The 20,365-nt window shown below is 37.7% G+C and carries 17 protein-coding genes; 1 reads left to right on the top strand and 16 read right to left on the bottom strand.

Annotation, left to right across the window (positions count from 1 at the left end):
- Positions 1 to 58: 58 nt before the first annotated feature.
- From ACOZIR_RS18620 to ACOZIR_RS18610, 3 genes are all read right to left on the bottom strand, one after another.
- Complete coding sequence (locus ACOZIR_RS18620; protein WP_045289505.1) at positions 59 to 1,435, bottom strand: NCS2 family permease; 1,377 nt, start codon at positions 1,433 to 1,435, stop codon at positions 59 to 61.
- A gap of 255 nt (positions 1,436 to 1,690) precedes the next feature.
- Positions 1,691 to 2,017, bottom strand: coding sequence for a Na-translocating system protein MpsC family protein (locus ACOZIR_RS18615; protein WP_013082771.1), 327 nt, complete (start codon positions 2,015 to 2,017; stop codon positions 1,691 to 1,693).
- Positions 2,018 to 2,053: 36 nt separating this feature from the next.
- Complete coding sequence (locus ACOZIR_RS18610; RefSeq protein ID WP_421535747.1) at positions 2,054 to 3,490, bottom strand: NAD(P)-binding domain-containing protein; 1,437 nt, start codon at positions 3,488 to 3,490, stop codon at positions 2,054 to 2,056.
- 390 nt (positions 3,491 to 3,880) lie between these two features.
- Between ACOZIR_RS18610 and ACOZIR_RS18605 the strand changes: the two genes are divergently transcribed.
- Positions 3,881 to 4,783, top strand: a complete 903-nt coding sequence (locus ACOZIR_RS18605) for a COX15/CtaA family protein (protein WP_088048969.1) — start codon at positions 3,881 to 3,883, stop codon at positions 4,781 to 4,783.
- 56 nt (positions 4,784 to 4,839) lie between these two features.
- Here the strand turns inward: ACOZIR_RS18605 and ACOZIR_RS18600 are convergent, their stop codons facing one another.
- The 13 genes from ACOZIR_RS18600 to xylB all read right to left on the bottom strand — a co-directional run bounded on the left by ACOZIR_RS18600 (position 4,840) and on the right by xylB (position 20,308).
- The gene (locus ACOZIR_RS18600; protein WP_016763765.1) at positions 4,840 to 5,724 is read right to left on the bottom strand and encodes an SDR family oxidoreductase; all 885 of its coding nucleotides are present in this window, start codon (positions 5,722 to 5,724) and stop codon (positions 4,840 to 4,842) included.
- A gap of 337 nt (positions 5,725 to 6,061) precedes the next feature.
- Positions 6,062 to 6,556, bottom strand: a complete 495-nt coding sequence (locus ACOZIR_RS18595; protein ID WP_026106550.1) for a universal stress protein — start codon at positions 6,554 to 6,556, stop codon at positions 6,062 to 6,064.
- Positions 6,557 to 6,706: 150 nt separating this feature from the next.
- Positions 6,707 to 7,003, bottom strand: a complete 297-nt coding sequence (gene cyoD, locus ACOZIR_RS18590; RefSeq protein ID WP_025751946.1) for a cytochrome o ubiquinol oxidase subunit IV — start codon at positions 7,001 to 7,003, stop codon at positions 6,707 to 6,709.
- On the bottom strand, positions 7,004 to 7,603 hold the full coding sequence (gene cyoC, locus ACOZIR_RS18585; RefSeq protein ID WP_045289515.1) for a cytochrome o ubiquinol oxidase subunit III: 600 nt from the start codon (positions 7,601 to 7,603) through the stop codon (positions 7,004 to 7,006).
- 1 nt (position 7,604) lies between these two features.
- Entirely contained in the window at positions 7,605 to 9,572 is a 1,968-nt protein-coding gene (gene qoxB / locus ACOZIR_RS18580; protein WP_014460555.1) for a cytochrome aa3 quinol oxidase subunit I, read from the bottom strand.
- Position 9,573: 1 nt separating this feature from the next.
- Complete coding sequence (locus tag ACOZIR_RS18575) at positions 9,574 to 10,512, bottom strand: ubiquinol oxidase subunit II (RefSeq protein ID WP_421535812.1); 939 nt, start codon at positions 10,510 to 10,512, stop codon at positions 9,574 to 9,576.
- Positions 10,513 to 10,918: 406 nt separating this feature from the next.
- The gene (locus tag ACOZIR_RS18570; protein WP_045289523.1) at positions 10,919 to 12,016 is read right to left on the bottom strand and encodes a chitobiase/beta-hexosaminidase C-terminal domain-containing protein; all 1,098 of its coding nucleotides are present in this window, start codon (positions 12,014 to 12,016) and stop codon (positions 10,919 to 10,921) included.
- Between the two features lie 28 nt (positions 12,017 to 12,044).
- On the bottom strand, positions 12,045 to 12,356 hold the full coding sequence (locus tag ACOZIR_RS18565) for an AtuA-related protein (protein ID WP_045289525.1): 312 nt from the start codon (positions 12,354 to 12,356) through the stop codon (positions 12,045 to 12,047).
- Positions 12,337 to 13,671 (bottom strand): acyclic terpene utilization AtuA family protein, encoded by a 1,335-nt coding sequence (locus ACOZIR_RS18560; RefSeq protein WP_045289527.1) that lies wholly within the window; start codon positions 13,669 to 13,671, stop codon positions 12,337 to 12,339. The genes ACOZIR_RS18565 and ACOZIR_RS18560 overlap by 20 nt, the downstream gene beginning before the upstream one ends.
- 10 nt (positions 13,672 to 13,681) lie before the next feature.
- Positions 13,682 to 14,977 carry a CitMHS family transporter gene (locus ACOZIR_RS18555; RefSeq protein WP_421535746.1) on the bottom strand — a complete coding sequence of 432 codons (1,296 nt, stop codon included), beginning with the start codon at positions 14,975 to 14,977 and terminating at the stop codon, positions 13,682 to 13,684.
- A 314-nt stretch (positions 14,978 to 15,291) separates the two neighbouring features.
- Positions 15,292 to 16,701, bottom strand: a complete 1,410-nt coding sequence (locus ACOZIR_RS18550) for a sigma-54 interaction domain-containing protein (RefSeq protein WP_045289532.1) — start codon at positions 16,699 to 16,701, stop codon at positions 15,292 to 15,294.
- Positions 16,702 to 17,082: 381 nt separating this feature from the next.
- Positions 17,083 to 18,504, bottom strand: a complete 1,422-nt coding sequence (gene xylE / locus ACOZIR_RS18545) for a D-xylose transporter XylE (RefSeq protein WP_013082763.1) — start codon at positions 18,502 to 18,504, stop codon at positions 17,083 to 17,085.
- A 301-nt stretch (positions 18,505 to 18,805) separates the two neighbouring features.
- On the bottom strand, positions 18,806 to 20,308 hold the full coding sequence (gene xylB / locus ACOZIR_RS18540) for a xylulokinase (protein WP_045289535.1): 1,503 nt from the start codon (positions 20,306 to 20,308) through the stop codon (positions 18,806 to 18,808).
- Between the last annotated feature and the right edge of the window lie 57 nt (positions 20,309 to 20,365).

Raw genomic sequence — 20,365 nt, 5'->3', positions numbered from 1 at the left:
CATGAACAGTAAAAAGACTTCTCAGCTGAGAAGTCTTTTTTGCTCTAGATATATGCGCTCAAGCAGCCCAAACGAAGTTGATAATAAAAGCGGCGCTAATCATATACATAATCCAGTGGATTTCCTTCGCCCTGCCGGCTAACAATTTAACGAATGTATAAGATAAAAACCCTAGCGCTAAGCCTTCGCCGATACTAAACGTTAACGGCATCAAAATAATGGTACAAAAAGCAGGCACAGCATCTGTTATCTCATCTAAAGGAATGTTTTTGATTTCTGTTAACATAAGAGCACCAACCATAATTAAAATAGGCGCTGTAGCAAAAGAAGGAATAATACTAATTAATGGCGTAAATAAAAGACTCACTAAAAACAATATGGCAACGACCAGTGCTTTAAGGCCCGTTTTGCCTCCTTCTGCAATTCCCGCAGCGTTTTCTACATACGCGTTCATTGCGGTAGATCCCATAGCAGCACTGGCTACAGTCGCAAGAGAATCTGCCATAAGCGCTTTATCTAACCCTTTAATTTCTCCTTTTTCATCCATTAATCCAGCTTTTTTAGATAATCCAATCATTGATCCTAAATTATCGAATAGCTCCACAAGTGTAAATGAAAAAATAATAGAGAAAAGACCGTAATGAAGAGCAGATTTAATATCCATTTGTAAAAAAGTTTCTGACATGTTCGGCATTGAAAACGACACAACGCTGCTGATGCTTTTAGGTGCTTCTACTATGCCCAGCACCATCCCCGTAATTGATATCAGTAAAATACTAATCAGAGCAGCTCCTTTGATTTTTCGAGCAGTTAATACAGTTACTGCGATAAAACCTAATAAAGCAAGTAATGGACCCGGTTTTGTAAGTTGTCCAAGCGCTACTAAATTTTCTTTGTTGCTTACAATAATTCCAGCTTGCTTAAAACCGATAAAAGCAATAAATAGACCGATTCCAACGGAAATAGCACTTTTTAAAATAGCGGGTATCCCTTCAATAATCTTCTTGCGCAAGCCTGTTATCGTTAAAATAAAAAACACAACCCCTGAAATAAATACGGCTCCTAAACCTGTTTGCCACGTTAACCCTTCACCCAATACTACTGTATACGTAAAAAAAGCGTTTAGCCCCATTCCGGGTGCTACTGCAATAGGCATGTTCGCCCACAGTGCAAATAAAAGAGTTGCAAAGACAGTAGCAAAAATCGTTGCCGCAATTGCCGCTTCTTTTGGAATGCCTGCGTCTGCTAAAATCGTCGGATTAACAAAGATAATATAGCTCATCGTCACAAAAGTAGTAATTCCCGCAAGAATTTCTGTTTTGACATCTGTTTTACGTTCGGTTAAATGAAACAGCTTATCTAACCATGAAGGATTAGGTGCTGAGTTTTTTGCTAGTTCCATATGCTGAGCTTCCATTTTTTCATTCATCGCCACTTGCTTTTCACTCCTTTAATGATCGATTGGATTCTTTTAACTAGTTTTTACAGCCCCTTTATCAACAAGTGTATATGTAGCCATTTTTCCACTCCTTTTTTATGAAAATATCTATAAAAAGAGCCGTGAAAACAGAAGGAAATCCTTCTATCTTCACGGCTCTTTGCTTCTGTAAACAGAAGATAAGCATCCGTCTTTTACGTGTTTTGCGAAACAAACGATGTCATCGAACGTTTTGCAATTTATATAGAGAAGTTATTTAAAGCAAATAACTGTACAAGAATTCTCTGTAACAGGATCATAATCTCTAAATAAAGAAGTGACCTCGATATCAAATAAAAGCTCTACTTTTTGCTTTAGCATTTTTTTATATTTAGTCGACAAAGCGGCATCAAGAGACATCACTAATTCTCTATATTCTTCACTGAGGGCTTCTAGTGCCGGCATTCTTTTTGATTGAGCTAGAATCAGAATTTTATTATCAATAATATCTATTTTTTGAGTATTCACGCCTACATTAAAAATCTCTTGGCTAATTTGAGTATACAAAGTAGCTATCTTCTTTTTAGAGATCGGCTCCATATGCTTCACCTTTTTCATTGTTAAAAATGTGTTTTGCTATATTGTTTTTATTTGATTATCGTCCTTTGACCAGCTCCCGATAAATTCAGGCTCATTATAGTCAAAGAAATTGGTTAAATTCTCATGGCGGTTATCAATAAAAAGCTGATTGGCTACTTCTGATACGAGCTTTGGTATCGCATATTTTAGACCTGAGAGAGCGGAAGCGGAAATTCCACAGCTAATTAAAGCGGAATAATTAAAAGCAAAAAGGCCATATACCATTTTTTGGCCTTCCCCATCGCGATTTGAAAAAGCAAAGCCATTACTAAGGTAAGGGTGGGCATCCAATACTGGATTGGCGATTTCATGTGGTGCTTTGTAATGATCGCTCCAGCGGGCGATGTGTTTTTCAACGAGGCGTAATTCTGGACGAAGAGCCGGATCTGTTAGAAGCCCTGTGCTAATAATCAAATAGTCAAATGTAAAGATTCCCTGAGGAGTTGTTACCACTGCTTTATCCTGTTTTTCTTCGACATCCAGCCACGGTGCATGTACGTGTAAATGAAAACCCGGCCATGAGGAAGCGCGTCCGAATGTATCATTCGTAGGCGGCTGATTGTATTCAAAAAAGTGAGCCATCACTTCATACTTTTCAGCATCTGATAAAGCGTGAAAACGTTCAATCATTCCTGAAGCTTCCATTTGTCTGATTGGGTTAATACGCGGAAGTTCTTTTCGGCGAACAAATACATGAGCTTCAGCAACTCCTTTGGAAAGTGCATAGTTGGCGTTGTCAAACGCGGAAGCTCCTCCTCCTAAAACAGCAATTTTTTTGTTTTTTAACGCGGTAAAGTCAATGGTTTGGGAAGTGTGAGAATAAAGGTGAAGCGGCAACTTTTCAGAAATCATAGGCGGGACGTGCCACTCTCCTCCTCCTTGAATTCCTGTAGCTAGTATAACTTTACGTGCCATCAGTGTAGGACATGCAGCTCCATTTCCTTCAATATGCAAGCGATGAATACCTGTTTCCGTCGGCTCAATTAACATTAATTTTATTTCATTTGCCACAGGAAGGTTAAGAATGCTCCGGTACCAGCGCAAATAATTCATCCAATCTCCTCTTGGAATTTTGTCAAGAGCTTCCCAGCCCTCTGAGCCAAATTGTGCTTCCCACCACGCTTGAAACGTAAGCGAAGGTATACCTAAATCAATAGACGTTAAGTTTTTTGGTGTTCTCAGCGTAATCATTCGTGCATACGTTTCCCACGGACCTTCTAAACCTGAACGGTTTTCATCAATAACAAGAATGTTTGACACGCGTTCTCGCAGTAACCCAAAGGCCGTTCCTAAACCGCTTTGACCTCCTCCAACAATGATTACATCGTATACGTGTCCGCTTTTAGGGATGATTGGCTGTGCTTCTGTTGGTTTCCTAAAGGAAAGGTAAGAAAGATCGGTTACTACTCTTTTATTTAAAGCATCTAAGCTCATTGCTATCTCTCCTTTCAATAAAGTTTCTTTTTGCTAAAAACCTCGTTATATATCTAACATGAAATGATAGGTTTTATAACATCGTTTGTTTTATATTTATATTATCACTTTTGGAATATGATTGTATCTCCATTCTCTCTAAATTTTTTTTTGCAAATTGTACAAAATCACTAATATAATTTTTTATATCTTATGTATGAAAGCATATTTACATTGTTTAAAAGGAAAAAACCATTAAAAAGTTTAGTAAAGAAAGCTTTTCTGACATCAAATTTAAGGGAAACATGTGCGAGTTTGTGACAGTTATTTGTTAATTACGCTCTACTACTTGACTATCGTATTCATCAAATCTATAGTCATAATTAGTAACTCAACAAAGGGAGTCAACGTATGAGAAATTTATTTAAAATAACAGCTATATTTACAACGATTGTTATGTTTATTTTAATGATTGCCGGCAGTCTGGTCACAACTACAGGATCTGGATTAGGGTGCGGAAACGAGTGGCCATTGTGTAACGGGCAGTTAATACCCGAATACGCAGTAGCAACAATGATTGAATATACGCATCGTTTGATTACCGCATTTGCAGGTCTTCTTGTTTTAGCATTTTCTATTTGGGCTTGGATTCGTTATCGCAGAAACCGTGAAGTGAAAATTTTAGCGATTATGAGTATTGCATTTATCGTTATCGAGTCATTGCTCGGGGCTTCTGCCGTTATCTGGCCTCAGTCAGCTGAGGCGCTAGCACTGCATTTCGGTCTTTCGCTTATTGCGTTTACCGGTGTATTTTTACTTTCAATATTTGTTATTCAAAAGGACCGTTCGGATCATTTTATTAAAGGAGCCGTTACAGGCAAATTTAGATGGCTCGCATGGTTTACGCTTATATTTACCTACTGCGATATTTATTTAGGTGCATATGTGCGTCACAAAGGTGCAAGCTTAGCGTGTACAAGCTTTCCTGCTTGTTACGGCAATACTCTTATTCCAAAGCTTTCGGGAACAACGGGCATTCATTTTGCCCACCGATTTGCTGCTCTTGTGCTGTTTGTTCTTATCATTTGGATTATGGTATCTGCCATCAAGCAGTATAAAGAAACTCGCCGTGATATTTACTACGCGTCCATCATTGCGTTTGCTTTAACCATTGCTCAAATATTTAGCGGTATATTTGTTGTCATGTCTCGTTTAAATGTCTTTGCTACACTGTCTCACTCGGCATTTATTACAGCGTTATTCGCTACGCTTAGCTACATTTGTGTACAGACTTTAAAAGGAAGAAGACATTAAAACAGAAATAACTCAAAAAAACACGTGCAGTTCATAACTGCACGTGTTTTTTTGAGTTAAGCTAGTTCTATTCCGCCTGTAATTCCGTAAACTTGAGCTGTTACATAGCTTGCATCCGTTGAAGCTAAAAATACGTATACATTTGCTAACTCTACCGGCTGACCAGCACGCTGTAGAGGTGTATCTTGTCCAAAGCCTGGAATAGCATCGCTTGGCTGCCCTCCAGAAATTTGCAGCGGCGTCCAGATAGGTCCTGGAGCAACTGAGTTGACGCGAATACCTTTTGGAGCTAGTTGCTTGGCTAGTCCGCGAGTGAATCCGTTAATGGCAAACTTTGTAGCTGCATAATCTAATAGATTAGGACTTGGGCTATAGCCTTGTACAGAACTTGTGGTAATAATCGAAGCACCTGCTGGTAAATAAGGCAGCGCTGCTTTTACGGTCCAATATAAAGAGAATACATTTACTTCAAAGGTTTTGCGCAGCTGGTCCGTTTCTAAATCAGCAAGATCTTCTACTGCCTGCTGTTTACCTGCTACGAGTGCTAAAACGTCTAATCCATCTAATTCTTTATAAGCTTTTTCTACTAGCTCCTTGCAAAAAGATTCTTCGCCTACATCACCAGGTATGAGTACTGCTTTTCTTCCTTCTGCTTCAATAAGCTTTTTTACTTCTTCTGCATCAGCTTGCTCTTGCGGCAAGTAATTAAGCGCAACGTCCGCTCCTTCTCTTGCGTAAGCGATAGCTGCTGCTCGGCCAATACCTGAATCTCCACCTGTCACAAGAGCTTTTCTGCCTTTTAATTTACCTGCACCTATGTAACTGTTCTCCCCGCAGTCTGGGATGACGTTCATTTCTTTTTGTACACCAGGCGGTTCTTGATACTGCTTTGGATAGTCTTCATGGAAATATTGAGTTAATGGATTATTTAACTTTGACATATTCCTCACTCCTTTATAAATCAACCTTAACCAACTAAGGAAAAGTTTTCTATATGCTTGTTCTTCCCCTCTTCTTCTTTAATAAACATGTATAATGTGCTCTACTATCCTCACCTTTCTTTCTGCCATTCCCCTGCAATCAACAGCTGTATACATGAAAACGACATTCACCATCACAATAAAAAAATCCGAACGAGTCAAGTTCTCCCTTAAGAATCTTGACTCCTTGTTCGGATGTTCTTTTAACTAAAATACGTTTATCTCCCCTCTTTAAATAAATGGTGAGGGCTTTGTATTTTGCTGTGCACAACAAGTTTTATTTCTCGTCTGTGCCTGGCTACTCTGTTAGTTCTACTTGTAAAGGTTTTGACTCCTCTTCAGCTTCTTTAGGCGTGCGAACGATTAACACATCACATTTGGCATAGCGTAAAATATGCTGAGATACACTTCCGATTAAGATACGCTCTACCGCGTTTAACCCGGTTGCACCGCATACAATTAAATCAACGTGCTTATCGGGAGCAATTTTTTTAGATATTTTTGTTTTAGGAGAACCATGTTCAATTAATGTTTCGACTTTCGTTACTCCAGCCTTAATGGCTAGGTTACTATAGTTGGTTAAAAGTTCTTCAGCAAATTTCTCTGCGTCTTGAAAGCGTGTATCCGTATAGAATGCATAAGGTGATGGACTTAGCGCCTGTATGTCGATAACGTGACAAATTATCAAATGAGCGTTATTTTTTTTCGCACTGTTAACTGCTTTTTTGAACGCCCACTCCGCTTCTACAGAACCGTCTACTGCTACGAGGATGTTACGATAAGCCATATTCATCATAATCTCTCCTTTGTCTTTCGTTTATAAAGAACTTTCTTTGCTACACTTTTATTGTACTTCTTGCGCAAGCGAAAATATGTGATTTTTATCACAATGTAGAAGGATTAATAAAAAATAGAGCCGTGCACATCGTACACGGCTCTATTTTTATTGAACTTGAGAGTTAAAAGTCATTATCCAAATAGATCCTGCTACAATTGTAATAACAAAAACGATTCCGAGTATTAAAGCCATTACATTATAACGGGGCTTTTCTCCGTCTTTAATATGCATAAAGAAAAACAATTGAACAAAAAATTGAAGCACGGCCATTCCTAGAATGCTAGCTAGTAATATATTTTTAGCAAGTACGTGGTTTAATACCAGCAGCAGAGGAATAACGGTTAAAATAATCGAGAAAATAAATCCTATTGTATAAGCTTTTAACGACCCGTGGTTCTCCATCTACATCACCCCCATTAAATACACAACCGTGTAAAGGAAGATCCAGACGGCATCAAGAAAATGCCAGTATAAGCTTATAATCGTCACTTTTCGTTTTGTTACAGAGGTAATTCCGTATCGTTTTAACTGGATTGTAATTGAAATCATCCAAATGATTCCGACAGAGACGTGTAGCCCGTGTGTACTAACCAGCGTGTAGAAAGCCGTAAAAAATGCGCTCGTAGAAATGGTTGCTCCTTCGTGAACCATTGTTTGAAATTCATGAATTTCAAGGCCAACAAAGTATACACCTAAAAGCAGAGTTACGATTAGCCAGCCAATTAAAGGCTTTATTTTTCCTTTGTGCATGCTTAACACGGCTAATCCGCTTGTAAAGCTGCTCGTTAATAAGATAAACGTTTCAGAAACAAATCCTGGGACTTCAAAAAATTCCTTTCCTGTAAGGCCTCCTGCAGTATGATTAACAAGAACGGCATACGTAGCAAATAATGCTCCAAATAAGATGCAGTCCGTTACGAGGAAAAGCCAAAAACCCATAACTTTGATTTCTTCATCATGTTCATGATGATGTTCTCCGTGGTGTGCTGTCGCATATGCCATGTTACCCCACCCTCCCTACTGAATCTTCTGTATGTCGAATTTCATCCACGGGAATATAATAGTCCGAGTTGTATTGAAAAGAACGAGCTAGTAAACAAGCTCCTACTCCTGTCAAACCGAATATCGCTACCCATACCCAGTGGAACGTTAAACCAAAACCAGCAATGAACCAGAAAACCGACATGATAAATGGAATGCCTGAATTCTTAGGCATATGAATTGGAGAAAAAGCCGCTGTTTCCTTCGCTTTTTTCTTTTTTCTTTCTTCTTTTATCGTCCACCACGCATCTTGCCCGGTTACTGTGGGAATTACTGCAAAATTGTAGTGCGGCGGCGGTGAAGGGATGGACCATTCTAATGTACGTCCATTCCAAGGATCTCCTGTTACATCTCGTTCTCCGTACTTAATGCCATGAAGAATCTGCCATGCTTGAAAAATAAACCCTATGCCCATAAAGAAGGCTCCCACTGTAGAGATAACGTTCAGCGGTCCCCATCCCATGTCAAAATCGTACGTATAAATACGGCGTGTCATCCCCATAAATCCTAATGCATATTGAGGCATGAAGCATACGTAAAAACCAATATTCCACGTCCAAAATGCCCATTTACCAAGACGGTCATTTAGTTTAAAGCCAAACATTTTCGGCCACCAATAGTACAAACCTGCAAAAAAGCCGAATACAACGCCTCCGATTAACACTTGGTGAAAGTGTGCAACTAAAAAGTAGCTATTGTGATACTGATAGTCTGCAGGAGCTGCTGAAAGCATAACACCCGTTGCTCCTCCCACAACAAAGCACGGGATAAAAGCAATTGTCCATAACATTGGCTGCGTCATTTGAATACGGCCGCGGAACATCGTAAATAACCAGTTGAACACTTTAACGCCCGTTGGAATTCCGATGGCCATCGTGGTAATAGCAAAAAACACATTCACATTAGCGCCTGCACCCATCGTAAAGAAATGATGTACCCATGTAAAATACGATAAAACGCTAATAATCATCATTGAAAAAACCATAGATTTATAGCCAAATATTTTCTTTTGAGAAAACGTTGCAACGATTTCAGAAAAAATGCCGAATGCAGGAAGTACAACGATATACACTTCAGGATGTCCCCACATCCAAATTAAGTTAATGTACATCATTGGATTTCCTCCGCCGGTCATGGTAAATAAGTGTCCGTCAAAGAAGCGGTCAATAAACAATAAAGCAAGCGTTACGGTTAATACAGGAAACGCGAAAATGATAATAATACAGCTTGCTAGAACAGACCACGTAAATAGCGGCATATGCATAAGTTTCATACCGGGCGCACGCATTTTTAAAATGGTCATAATGAAATTAATTCCAGAAGCCAAGCTGCCAATACCTGATATTTGAATGCCCCAAATATAAAAATCTTGACCTGGTCCAGGACTGAACTGCATGCCAGAAAGCGGCGGATAACTTAGCCACCCTGCATCTGGCGAGCCTCCGATTACAAACGACAAATTGAAAAGCATGGCGCCAAAGAAAAATAGCCAAAAGCTTACCGCGTTTAAAAAAGGATAGGCGACATCTCTTGCTCCAATTTGAAGCGGCACAACGATATTAAAGAAAGCAAACATAAGCGGCATTGCCATAAATAGAATCATAATGGTTCCGTGCGTAGTGAAAATTTCATTGTAATGATTAGAATCTAGAAAATGCCACTGGGGAAATGCTAGCTGCATACGCATTAATAATGCATCTACTCCGCCTCGAAACAGCATTAACAATGAAGAGAGCATATACATGATTCCAATTTTCTTATGATCCACCGTTGTGAGCCATTCACGCCATAGCCACTTCCACTTTTTAAGATATGTAAGAACAAAAATAATACCGGCTAGTGTTAACAAAATGGCGACATCTGCTCCGTAAATCATCGGCTCCCCTGTCACAAAAAAATGAGATGAAAAATCTTTTAATTTGTCTAACAACTTATTTTCCTCCTTCCTGGTGCTTGTGCTGTGTATGTGCTTGTTCATCAGAAGCCACATTCATGGTCTTCATATCTTCATTTTTCATATGGTGATGCTGACTATAATATTGACCGCCATTTTTAATGACAATTTCTTGGAACAAACCTTTAGGAATGGTAGAATACGATTTCTCCAAAGAAAGACCTTGTTTTGCAAGACTGTTATAATCAGCTTTTGTTAAAGCTGGTGCTGTTTCTTTTACTTGTTTTACCCACTGATTAAATTCTTTTGTCGATGTAGATTTAACTTTAAAGTTCATATGGGCGAACCCTTCACCCGTAAAATTCGCTCCTGAACCAAAATATTCTCCCTTGTGATCAGCTTGCAGCCAAAGCCCCATGGCCATTCCCGGCATGGTATATAATTGTCCTCCCAGCTGAGGTACCCAAAAAGAATTCATAGGTGCGTCTGACGTTAGCACGAATTGAACGGGCACATCTTTTGGAATTTTGACATAGTTGACTGTCGCAATATCTTGATCCGGATATTGAAATAACCATTTCCAATCAAGAGACGTTACTTCAATCGTTAGCGGCTTTACATCTTTTTTCGGCGGATCTACTAATTCATAAGTCGTCTTGGCCGTAGCGAAACCTAAAATGCCGATAATAATAATGGGGATTCCCCACCAAATAAATTCAAGACGCTTGCTATCGTCCCAGTCTGGTCGATACGGAGCCTTGTTTCCAGGCTTATCACGGTAGCGTAAAACGATATACACAAGCAGACCTAAAACAGGAATAACGACAATTGTGCATAAAAATATGGAAAAAATAATTAAATGGTATTCTTTTTGAGCCACCGCCCCCTGAGGATTTAAAATCAAATAACGATTATCACAGCCTGCTAAAAAAATTGTAATGAATACGGAGAGAATGATTAACTTGCTAATATGCATTGATTTTTGCTTTCTCACCTAAGTTCAGGCTCCCTTCCTCTAAATCTCTGTACATAATAATGGTATATAAACGTTCATATTAGAGATGCATCTCAACAGATCAAAAGGCTAAAAACCTCCTAACATATTGAATTTTGTCATGACATATTGCTTACTCCTAAAAAATTATCATGTTGTGTTGTTAAAGGGTGTGATATTTATCACACTTGAAGCGATTTTTATGTAGTTTGAACGCCTTTACCATAAATTCGTCACATATTTGGGTAAATGTGGTGTGTAAGAGGAGGGTCAGCATTGCCTTGTGACTAGCCTAATAAAAGCAAAAAACTCTTCCAGTTTTTATTAACTGAAAGAGTTTTTCATAAGTATTAGATGAAGTATTGAGCTTTAACATTTACTGATTTGCTTATTTGACCTGCTGAAACATCCAATCAATCATTTTCTGATTTTGATACGTGGGAACCCATGAAGCATGATCATACTTTAATTCTTTAGGATATTCCGTATATAGTGGATGCCCCCCAGCTTTCTTTATAGCCTCTATTATATTCCTTGAATAGGTAACAGGAATAACAGAATCGTCTTCAGCATGAAATGCCCATATTGGTTTGTGGGTAAGAAGGTGCGCTTTAGCTGGATTGGCTCCTCCCGCTATTGGAACCATAGCAGCAAACAAATTAGGGTGTTCTATATTTAAGTTAAATGTGCCAAACCCTCCCTGAGATAGTCCTGTAGAATAAAGGCGATTACTATCTATATTGTAGGCTTTTCTTACACTTTGTAGAATTTCATAAGCCGTTTTTAAATCCTCTGATGTTTCGAATACTTTTGCTAAGTCGACTTTATTGTTATCGTCTCTTGTAACGGTAAAGCCTCCGCTTGGTACATTACGAGCTTGAGGAGCTAAAACAAAAGCGGGGTGCTTTCGTTGATTTTCTGGTGAAGCCCAAACGATAGCTCCGTCGTTGCCAAGAAGCTGTTTTTTATTATCATTTCCTCGTTCACCACCTCCATGTAAAAATAGCACCAAGGGATATGATTTTGTAGAATCATAGTCTTTAGGCACATAAAGTCGGTAGGGCATTGTTTTATAAGTGAATGATAAAAATTGAGTAGCTATAGATTCTCTACTTTCAAATGAATAAGTAAATATAGCTAGATCACTATGATTCTTTTGATTTTTATTTTTCGCGTTTCCTCTTATGGAAATTGCTTTAAGCACCGTATCATTATTAATAATGATTGGATTTGTATACTGAGTGCTTTTAGTAGTTGGAGTGCTCCCATCAAGTGTATAGTAAGTCTTCGCCCCTGGTGTGTTTGTCTTTAATTCAACCTTCTGCTCCAAATAATAAGTACCTGATAAAACTGAAGAGGTTGGTTTTTTTACGTTTCTATAATTATTTTCTTCTTTTGCCGCAACAATATTTAAAGGAAAGAAAGCTAGAATAAGAACTCCTACAGTAATAAAACTTAGAACTTTTTGTATTGACGTATTGTTCACTGATAAAGTACCTCCTTTATACTATTATTCAAATGTCTACTTCCATTTCTAGAAGGGCATAACTTAAACTCTTTCCGTGCGTATCCATTCCTAAAGAAGTAGTGACTCCACCAAGTAACGCGCGGTGACATACAAATTGAAATGCTGATATATTAGGAACTTCGTAGCGAACAATGTCTCCTTCTACAATATTTCTTAAGTGTTTTTTTACTTCCAAAGCAGTCACTTTTTCACGTAGCAAGAAATAGTCTTTTTCGTCATATGGAATTAGTGATAGCATAAGCGTGTTTCCTTTATCTCCAGCTCGACTGTGAGCAAGTTCATATAATTTCTTTTTCATTTGTTAAGCTCTCCTTTAATGTAAGCTGTGTTTCTATTTTGTTACGTGAAATCAACGTAGAAATAATTCCTACTACCTCATTAACATACTTTCTTGCTCCGCCTCCGCCTGCGGGTCCATTTGTATAAAGAGCTTCTACCTCTTCTCCGATTTTAGCAGCTTCCTTTGAAGTAAGACATTTCCCTGCTACTCTCAGCCTAATTTCATAAGGAGCTGATTCTTGAAAAGAGACTCTATGAACGGAAGAAATACCAATATAATCAATTCTTAAGTCGACTACTTTATTTTTTAAACGCTTATATAAAATTTCACCAGCTAGCTTAGCTCTTTCTACAGCATTGGATCCGGCGTAGGAGATTTCCCCTTCTCCAATAACACCTGCTTCGTAACCTACGCTGACTTTTAACGTTTCAGGCCTTGGTATACCTGTTCCACCAGACACTTGAATTTGGTTCAATTTAATTTCCTGTAAATGAACGGAAGTAAAATCTGCAATAACATCCGGTGTTATATATTGATGGGGGTTAGTTACTTCGTAAAGAAGCTGTTCTTTTACAGTAGCTAAGTTAATGACTCCTCCTGTCCCTTCTACTTTAGTAATGATGGCTGTCCCATCTTCTTTAACATCAGCAAATGGAAAACCTAATTCAGCAAGCTTTGAGACTTCTTTTTTTCCCGGATCAGCAAAATAACCACCAGCTACCTGCCCCCCACACTCCAATAAGTGTCCAATTACTGTTCCCTGAGCAATTTTATCTACGTCGTCTAAAGACCATCCAAAGTGGTGCACCATTGGAGCAACAAATAAAGACGGATCTGCTACTCTACCAGTAATAATAACTTGAGCCTCTGTCTCTAGAGCTGGCAATATTGTTTCTACACCTAGGTAAGCGTTTGCGGATATGACGTTATCAAAATGAGATATCGGTTCATTTGTTTCTAGAGTCAATCCATTTCTATCTATCGACTTTAGTACATCATCTCCCGTTACGGCTACTACCTTTATCTCAATGTTTAGTCGATTAGCTATTTCAACAACTTTTTTAGCAGCACCTATTGGATTGGCTGCTCCCATATTTGTGATAATCCGCACTTTCTTTTTCTTAATAATAGGTAAAAGAATCTCTAGTCTTTCTTCTAACAAGGGATCGTAACCCATTAAAGAATTTTGACTTTTTCTTTTTTGAGCAAGTGCGATTGTTCTTTCAGCTAAACATTCTAATACTAAATAATCTAAATTTCCTTTTTCAGCCAATATAACAGCCGGTTCTAATCGATCTCCTGAAAAACCCGCTCCTGATCCAATTCTTATCATTTTCATCACCTCAAATAGTAATTGCTCCTGTTATTAATGCCACAATTGTCATAACAATGGTCGTTCCAAACGCCCACTTAAAGATAAAACGCTGATGATCGCCTAAATTTACACCCGCTAACCCGACAAGAATAAAAGTTGAGGCGGTTAAAGGACTTAATGGAAACCCAGTCGTCATCTGTCCTAAAATAGCTGCTCTGCCAATTTCAATTGGATCGATACCAAAGTTAGAAGCCGTTTGGCTAATAATAGGTAACACTCCAAAATAGTAAGCATCCGGTGTAAACACTAAGCTAAGAGGCATACTTGTAACCGCTACTAGTACAGGTAAGTAAGAAGCTAGTGATTCAGGGATAATACTAACCATTGCAGAAGCCATTCCATCTATCATCTTTGTTCCTGTCAGAATACCCGTAAAAATGCCTGCAGCAAAAATCATCGTAGAAACAATTAACACGTTGTTTGCGTGGCTTAGTAAGCGTTTTTGCTGCTCTTCTGGATTGGAATAATTCACTAAAAGAGCAATTACAAAAGCCACAATAAATAAAATCGGTAAAGGTAGCCATACTTTAATTAACGCGATAAGAAGCAAAATTGTTAAAGCAAGATTAAACCAAAAAAGCCGTGGTCCTTTTGCTTCTAGAGCAGCTGCATGTTCTGTAAACCCTTGTATATGTGCTTCCAGTTCAATGACTCCTAGCCTCTGCCTCTCCTTTTTCCCAAGCCAAAAAGCAGATGCTAACACCCATACAATCCCAGCAATCATTGCGGGAATAACAGGGTTAAATAATTGGGAAGAATCTGCATTAAATGTCGTCATGGCTCTAGCAGTAGGGCCTCCCCAAGGAGCTAGGTTCATAACTCCTGCTCCTAAAGCAACCACTCCTGATAAAATAAGAGGGTTCATCTTTAATCTCTTATAAAGAGGTAGCAGCGCTGTAATTGTAATCATAAAAGTGGATGCACCGTCTCCGTCTAATGACACAAGCATTGTGACGATAGCTGTCCCTACGACTACTTTTAACGGATCTCCTTTAACTAGACGAAGCATTTTAGAAATCATAGGATTAAATAGGCCTGTATCAATCATTAAACCGAAGTACAAAACTGCAAAAACAATCATAATACCTGTAGGCGCTACTTTTATAATGCCTTCTAACATCATGTCTCCCATTTCTAGCCCAAATCCGCCTATCAACGCAAAAACAGTTGGCACGAGAACTAAGGCAATCAATACAGATAAACGATTGGTCATAATTAAAAATAAAAATACGCCAATAATTAAAAACCCTAAAAGTGCTAACATGTAATCCCCCCTGCCCTAAATTTACAGATTCAAAAATCTTAGATGTAAAAACCTTCGGTACTTTTTGTTCTTGCAGGATTCATGCCAAGAATATATAAAAATGGAAACAAACCTTTATTAAACCCCTTCAACATGTGTTGAAAAAAATTTACGACAAAACAAAAAAGAAAGCGTTAACAATTAAACTGCTTTCTTTTTTTGTTTTTGTAATCTAAATTCTACTATTTTAGAAATAATCACTGCCCAGCAAAAAAATAGGCTTCTTAATACATATTCTTCTGTATTTCTAAAAATCTAGACATCTTTCTAAAGTCTTAGAAATGAATATGATATTTTTTCATTTTATTGTATAAAGTAGCTAAAGAAATATCTAAAACCTCTGCTGCTTTCCTTTTTCCTTCAATATTATTTGGATATTTTCTTAATATTTCCTGAATAAATTCACACTCTTTATCTTGTGTAGCTTGTTGCAGTGTTTGACTGCTTTTTTCCGTTTTACCTGCAACGCCTGAAAATCTTTTTTCATTTTTAATCATAAATTCTGGAAGGTGATGAAATAAAATATCTGTACCTTCCGTCATACATGTGGCGTAATCAATTACATTTTTTAATTCTCTTACGTTGCCAGGCCAATGATAGGCTTGAAGAAAGTCTAGTGTATAGCCGTCAATTGTGTAGGAAGTATTTGTAATCGAGTGCTCAATAAAGGAATAGACAAGTTTACGTATATCTTCTCTCCTTTCTCTTAAAGGAGGTATCTCTAATTGAATGACATTAAGTCTATAAAATAAATCTTCTCGAAATTGTTTCTTATTCACAAGCTGGTGTAGATTGCGATGCGTAGCAGCAATGATCCTTACGTCAACTGCACGTTCAGTAGCTTCTCCTACCCTTCTGATCTTTTTCTCTTGCAGAACTCTTAACAACTTAGCCTGAAGATCATAGGACATATCTCCAATTTCATCTAAAAATATAGTTCCGTTGTTTGCTATCTCGAATAGTCCAGCCTTCCCGCCTTTTTTAGCATTTGTAAAAGCACCGTCTCCATATCCAAAAAGTTCACTTTCTAACAGAGACGAAGGAATAGCTGCACAATTTACAGGTATAAAAGGACCATGCTTGCGCTCACTTTTATTATGTATAGCCTGTGAAAATAATTCTTTTCCTGTGCCGCTTTCCCCAGTTACAAGAATAGGAAATTGAGATTCTGCTACTTTTTCAGCTATATAAACAACGTGCCTCAACCCTCCTTCCCCACCAATTATTTGTTCAAATGTATATTTTGCTTCGTAGATAGAATCCATTCGGTTTTCTAAATTCTTTAACTTTTCGGTTTGTCTTCTCAATTCCTTTGATAACTTGTCAACTTCATTAAGACTTTTACAAACCGATACGGCTCCTGCAATTTTACCTTCTATTATAATTGGAGCCATATCCACCATATATTCCCGATTTTTTTCTTTTCGATATACGCCTACTCTGCATTGTTGATCTTTTAGAGTATTTGTTAACTGAGCTCCTGGGCGATATTCTATTAGTGGCTTTCCGATAATATCACTTTTTACTCCTGTAATCTTTGTATACTCTGGGTTAATAAATCTAACAATCCCTTCTCTGTCGATAACTAGAATACCATCATTTATCGAATTTATAACTGCATGCCACCAGTTAAACTTTTTAGAAGAGAAGTCGACCTCTATGTGCTCTGGGAATGTATTCCTCACAGTATTGTAAGCTCCTTTCTATAATAACTTGAGAGTAGATTCTTGCTTTATTTATAATTATCAACTAATTTTCTCTTTTTTGAAACAGAGTCCGCTCAATTAATTTGAATAATCTGATTTACATAAGTGAATATAACCTCGCTTTCTCCATTACTATTACTAATGTGTAAATTCATTGCACCGTTATTTATATTTACGATGAAACACTCCTCATAAAGAAAACTATATTTCTATTTTCAAAGAGACTTATCACTATAGCAATATCTTTTAAAAAAGCTATCCACTTTCTTCATAAAGATTACATATTAAAAACACCTAAAGATAGTTTAGGTGTTTTTGAAAGTTTTATATTCATCTTTTCTCTAAGTAAAAGCTCAATAGTTATATGGCCTTCTTACTCTTTGAAGCCCCTTGTTTTTTTCTCCACATATTTTCCATTTGTTCGAGAGTTCTACCTTTCGTTTCAGGAACAAATTTCCAGACGAATAAAGCAGAAAGTACACTCATTAAACCGTAAAAACCATATGTTAATCCTCCGCTATATTCCATCATCACGGGATATGTAGAGGAAATAAAATAGTTAGCCGCCCACTGAGCAGCTACGGCAATAGCTACAGCACGACCTCTAATTTTATTAGGAAAAATCTCTGAAATGAGCACCCAACAAATTGGTCCCCATGACATCATAAAGGAAGCTGTATAAATAATGATAAATACAAGCGTCCCTATACCAATGATGTTTGAAAAAGCCATGCTTGCTACACCGAACATTCCAATGGCCATTCCGATAGACCCTGTTATTAATAAAGGTTTTCTTCCCAAACGATCAACTGTCAAAATTGCAATTACTGTAAAAATAACGTTTACTAATCCCATAATAATGGTTTGCAGCATAGAAGAACCTTTAGCCGCTCCCATGCTTTCAAAAATACGCGGAGCATAATATAGAGCTACATTGATTCCTACAAACTGTTGAAATACAGAAAGCAGTATACCTACAACGATAACTAATTTTCCATATGCCAATAATTTTTCAGACGAAACATTGGTAGAAATTGTTTGTTTAATATCTTCTAAAATTGCTTTCGCTTCTGAAGATCCATTAATTTTAGTTAGTATGGCTAAAGCTTTTTGATCTTGATTCTGTATAGCTAAGTAACGAGGCGTTTCAGGAACTAAAAACAAGAGTGCTGCAAAGAGTAAAGCTGGAATAGCTCCTGAAGCAAACATGTATCTCCAACCTACATCATTAATCCATTCTAAGGTTTCCCCATTTGCAATACCCCAATTCACGAAGTAAACGACTAACATTCCAAAAATAATCATAAATTGATTGAACGATACCAATCTGCCGCGAATATCTGCCGGTGCAATTTCTCCTATATAGATGGGACAAATGGCTGATGCTAAGCCAACACCAATCCCACCTATAATGCGGTAGAAGTTAAAAGCTAGTAACAAAGAGAGTGTCGGTTCCCCTTTTGTGAAAAATAAAAACTCAGGATAAGAAGCTCCTAACGCTGAGACTATAAAAAGAATAGCTGCTAGTATAAGTGATTGTTTGCGTCCTAGTTTCGTCGCAAAATAACCAGATACCAATCCTCCAATAATACATCCTATTAAAGCACTTGATACAGTAACACCGTGTGCTAAAGATCCTAACCCTAAGCTGTCAATAAGATACACCTTTAATGATTCTTCAGCTCCAGATATTACAGCTGTATCATATCCAAACAGTAACCCCCCGATAGCGGCAACTAAGGTAATAGAAAAAATATATAATGAGTTTCGATTTTGTTTCATGCGTTGTTAAAAGCAGTTAGTTAAGAGTAACAGTAGAAGTTCTATTTCTAACTGAGTTCGCACTTATTTGAATGCGTTTTCAAATTCTTGGAGCACAAAAGAAATTTTCTTCGTCCATTCGACTAACTGCTCTTATCCTCCCCTCTAATGTACGTATTTTTCTATTGAATCAAATCTTACTACAGCATTTTCTATACTTCCTTTTGTGTCAGGTATATCGATATACAACCATAATCAATTGATACAAGTTACTTTTATATGAAGCTCCTTTTTAAAGCAAGGTTGCATATTTTTCAACCTATTACTTCCTTTTAAATTCGCCTAGCTTTTTACTTAAGTCGTGTGTTTGAGGATATACTTCTTTATATAATTCATAAAGCTGTTTATAGACTTGTACATGTTCTGCATTAGGATAATATGTTTTCGAAGACGTAATAAATACGTTTGCACACTCTTCCAATGAGTTATACCAGCCACAGCCATAAGCTGCTAGCATGGCTGCTCCTAACGCTGGGCCTTGTTCAGTAGACAACTTTACGATTTTCGCATTAAAAACGTCTGCTTGAATTTGAAGCCAATGATCATTTTTTGCTCCGCCCCCAATGGATACAATAGACGTAATTTCCTTTCCGTTTTCTCGAAAGATTTCAATTGACTCATTTAAAGAAAACGTAATACCTTCAATAACCGCTCGCGTAAAGTCTCTCTTTTTATGAGAGGCATCCATTCCTATAAAACTTCCGCGAATCGTAGCATCTGCATGCGGTGTACGTTCCCCGACTAAGTAAGGGGTAAATAAAAGGCCGTTTGAGCCGATTGGGACATTTTTTAGGTCAGCCAATAATTCTTCAAACGTGACGTTTTTTGCGAAATTGTCCTTAAACCAGCTTAAACTGTGCCCCGCAGATAGCGTAACACCCATCGTATAAAAGGCATTTTCTTTTCCATGATTAAAATAATGGACTTTTCCATCAAAGTCTCTATCGCTTCGTTCCTCATAAGAAAGAACAACACCCGATGTCCCAATGCTACATAGTGTTTCCTCTGATGATAAAATGCCGGCGCCAATTGCTCCGCAGGCATTATCTGCTCCACCTGCAAATACTTTCGTTGAAGTGGCTAATCCCGTTTTTTGAGAGAACGCTTCACTAATATTGCCTATGCATTCACTAGATTCAACTAGTGGCGGACAAAGATTAATATTGATTCCTGCTAATTGGCAAAGCTCATCATCCCATTTTTTCTTGCTGATGTTTAATAATAATGTACCGGCAGCATCTGAATATTCACTATGAATAAAGCCGGTCATTTTAAAGCGTAAATAATCTTTAGGCAGCATAAATACAGCTGTTTTTTCAAATATAGCCGGTTCATACTCTTTTACCCACAATAATTTAGGAAGAGTAAATCCTTCTAAAGCCTGGTTTTTTGTTATCTTTAAAAGACGTTTTTCTCCAATGACTTTATAGAGATGATGACATTGTTCTGTTGTTCTTGTATCATTCCACAAAATGGCGTTACGTAATAGGTTGTAGTTTTCATCCAGCATCACAAGGCCATGCATTTGTCCAGAATAACTAATTCCTTCTATATCTTCGGGTTTTATATTAGCGTTAGCAATTAATTCACTTAAAGCACTAGCCGTCTGCTGAACCCATTCTTCTGGATTCTGTTCACTATACCCTGTTTTTTCATGAAGGAGAGGATAATTCTTAGAAACCACAGCGCAAATCTTGCCTTTTGTATCAACTAAAATCGTTTTTACGGCGCTTGTTCCTAGATCAATTCCAATTACATATTTCATCTTGATACCTCCGCGTTTATAAACGAGAGTAGAATTGTTTCTACTCTCGTTTGTCTT

The organism is Priestia sp. D3YE.R1, from assembly GCF_049199565.1.
Taxonomy (GTDB): Bacteria; Bacillota; Bacilli; order Bacillales; family Bacillaceae_H; genus Priestia; species Priestia aryabhattai.
The sequence above is the reverse complement of the archived record's forward strand: the minus strand, read 5'-3'. Positions and strand labels throughout refer to the sequence as shown.

Coding starts and splice junctions, on each gene's coding strand:
- ACOZIR_RS18615 (WP_013082771.1), bottom strand. CDS start 2,017: ATGGAGCCGATCTCTAAAAAGAAGATAGCTACTTTGTATACTCAAATT.
- ACOZIR_RS18610 (WP_421535747.1), bottom strand. CDS start 3,490: ATGAGCTTAGATGCTTTAAATAAAAGAGTAGTAACCGATCTTTCTTAC.
- ACOZIR_RS18605 (WP_088048969.1), top strand. CDS start 3,881: ATGAGAAATTTATTTAAAATAACAGCTATATTTACAACGATTGTTATG.
- ACOZIR_RS18600 (WP_016763765.1), bottom strand. CDS start 5,724: ATGTCAAAGTTAAATAATCCATTAACTCAATATTTCCATGAAGACTAT.
- ACOZIR_RS18595 (WP_026106550.1), bottom strand. CDS start 6,556: ATGAATATGGCTTATCGTAACATCCTCGTAGCAGTAGACGGTTCTGTA.
- cyoD (WP_025751946.1), bottom strand. CDS start 7,003: ATGGAGAACCACGGGTCGTTAAAAGCTTATACAATAGGATTTATTTTC.
- cyoC (WP_045289515.1), bottom strand. CDS start 7,603: ATGGCATATGCGACAGCACACCACGGAGAACATCATCATGAACATGAT.
- ACOZIR_RS18575 (WP_421535812.1), bottom strand. CDS start 10,512: ATGCATATTAGCAAGTTAATCATTCTCTCCGTATTCATTACAATTTTT.
- ACOZIR_RS18565 (WP_045289525.1), bottom strand. CDS start 12,356: ATGAAAAAGAAATTATATGAACTTGCTCACAGTCGAGCTGGAGATAAA.
- ACOZIR_RS18560 (WP_045289527.1), bottom strand. CDS start 13,671: ATGATAAGAATTGGATCAGGAGCGGGTTTTTCAGGAGATCGATTAGAA.
- ACOZIR_RS18555 (WP_421535746.1), bottom strand. CDS start 14,977: ATGTTAGCACTTTTAGGGTTTTTAATTATTGGCGTATTTTTATTTTTA.
- xylE (WP_013082763.1), bottom strand. CDS start 18,504: ATGAAACAAAATCGAAACTCATTATATATTTTTTCTATTACCTTAGTT.
- xylB (WP_045289535.1), bottom strand. CDS start 20,308: ATGAAATATGTAATTGGAATTGATCTAGGAACAAGCGCCGTAAAAACG.